Raw genomic sequence first — 2,080 nt, forward strand, 5'->3', positions numbered from 1 at the left:
GGCTGCGTGCTGTCACGGTGTCGGGGTCGGGTCCGGTCGAGGAGGGACGGGTGGCCGCCGATTTCGAGCTGCGCGAACGGAGCGTCGCTCCGTGAGCGGTCTGTCTGGCAGTCGTGAGCCCGGAGGTCGTCATGCACATGAACAAGCAGGTCCGTTTGCGGCGCTGGCTGTTGGCTCTTGGTGTGGCAACCGCGCTGGCCGGTGGGGCGGCCTATGCGATGAACAAGGAGTGCTGGTCGTGCACGCCCTGCGGCTGCTCCTCGGACGGGGGCCACCTCATGTGTTGTGATGCCCACTCGTGCTGACGGGAATCGGTCGGAACTGAAGCCAGGTACGCAACCGCGCCGCCCTCTCCCCGAGAATAGGGGCAGAGGGTCGTGATCGAGGGGATGACATGAGAGGCGCAGCACATGCGGCGTGAGCGGACACGTCCGAGGCAGGTCGCGCTCACCGCGGCCTTCACGGGTCTGGCCGTCTTCCTCTGGCAGCTCGCTACCGCCTCACCGTCTCCCGCTTTCCCCGAGCCCTCCCCCGATGGCCTCGGGGTCGTCCTCGAGCCTTCTGCGCCTGGCGCTCGCGCCTTCGTCGGTGGCGCCCCCGTGCTCGATGCCAGCGTCAGCGCCTTGTCCTCCCGGCCGGTGGGGGTGCTCCCTTCCTGGGCTGAGCCCCGCGTCCTCCCCGGGAAGACCGCGCCTGCTTCCGAGGAGCGCTCCGCTTCCTCCTCCGCCCCCGTCACCGTCCTTCCCTCCGTGACCGACGAGCACGCGCCGGATGGTCTGCCGATCTCGGCCATCCGCTGCACCCGGACGCCCCAGGGGCTCGACTGTGGCAGCTGTCGCATCGACGGGGACTGCCCCCCGGGGCAGGGCTGTGTGGCCAACCGCGAGACGCGCCGCTTCGAGTGTCAGGCCTCCGAGTGCGAGCAGGACGCCCACTGCTTTCCCGGCGCCGTCTGCCGGCCCGTCAACACCGGCGCCACGGGGAGCGTCATCCAGCGCTGTCTCCCCGAGGGGCTTCGCCAGGAAGGGGAGCCGTGTGACACCGTCCCCATCTCCGCCGCCGCCTCCTGTCGCGAGGGCCTGCGCTGCGTCAACCAGGTGTGCTCCACTGCCTGTCGGCTCGAGGAGCCCGCGAGCTGTCCCTCTGGGCTCGTCTGCACCGACAGTCTGAATGGCCCTGGTTGTTTCCCGGACTGCCAGCGGCTCGGCTGCCCCGAGGGGCAACGCTGCACCCGCGTCCGGGACCAGCGGTATCAATGTCTCGTGGAGTCCCAGGGCGACTGTCGCGACAACCCGTGCCCCGACGGCGAGCGCTGCAACCTGCGCATGTCCCGGGGCCGCGCTGTCTTCTGGTGCGCGAAGCTCTGTGATGCGCTGCACCCCGAGAGCTGTCCCGCCGAACAGGTCTGTGGTGTGGGGAGCCCCACCGTCAGCACCTGCTTTCGCAAGTGCGACCCGATGCGGGCGGACTCCTGTGGCCCCGGGTGGACCTGCTCCACCGTGTCCGAGGACATGACCGTGTTCGGGTGCGCCCCCGAGCTGCAACGCCAGGCGCGACCCTAGGGGACGATGACCCGGCGCAGGTGCGCTCCCAGTCTCGTCGCCATCTCGTAGTGGATCGTCTGCGCCCAGTCCGCCAGGTTCTCCACGTGCAGGTGCTCGTCCCCGTCCTTGCCGATGAGCGTCGCCGTCAGCGGTCGCTCGTCATGCGTCGCCCTCGTCACGTCCACGATGATGTGGTTCATCATCACCCGCCCCAGCACCGGGCACCGCCGCCCGTTCACCAGCACGTGCGCCTTCCCCGACATCAAGCGCGGATACCCGTCGAAGTACCCCACCGGGAGCACCGCCACCCGCGTCGCCTCCGGGCAGCGGTACGTGCACCCGTACCCCACGTAGCTCCCCGACGGCAGCCACTTCACCACCTGGCTCGGGCAGCGCCAGGACAGCACCGGCCTCAGCTCCGGCACCCGGCCCAACACCAGACGCGCCGACAGTCGGGTCTCCGAGGAGGGCCACAGGCCATACAGGGAGATGCCCACCCGCTGCGCGTCGTAGCGCGCCCTCGGCAGCACCAGCGT

2 protein-coding genes are annotated in these 2,080 nt (G+C 70.1%); one reads left to right on the forward strand and one right to left on the reverse strand.

The window, feature by feature from the left end; genetic code table 11:
* Nucleotides 1–410 precede the first annotated feature (410 nt).
* Nucleotides 411–1,562 (forward strand): hypothetical protein, encoded by a 1,152-nt coding sequence (locus VF794_RS32890; RefSeq protein WP_331117072.1) that lies wholly within the window; start codon nt 411–413, stop codon nt 1,560–1,562.
* On the opposite strand, the gene VF794_RS32895 is transcribed toward VF794_RS32890, so the two are convergent.
* Nucleotides 1,559–2,080 (reverse strand): alanine racemase C-terminal domain-containing protein (locus tag VF794_RS32895; RefSeq protein WP_331117073.1); only part of this gene is annotated, 522 nt, incomplete at its 5' end. The two genes, VF794_RS32890 and VF794_RS32895, sit on opposite strands and share 4 nt — an antisense overlap.

Source organism: Archangium sp. (assembly GCF_036389735.1).
Classification (GTDB): Bacteria; Myxococcota; Myxococcia; order Myxococcales; family Myxococcaceae; genus Archangium.

What these genes read in the sequence shown, in the direction of transcription:
- VF794_RS32890 (WP_331117072.1), top strand. Translation starts at nt 411, where the DNA reads ATGCGGCGTGAGCGGACACGTCCGAGGCAGGTCGCGCTCACCGCGGCC.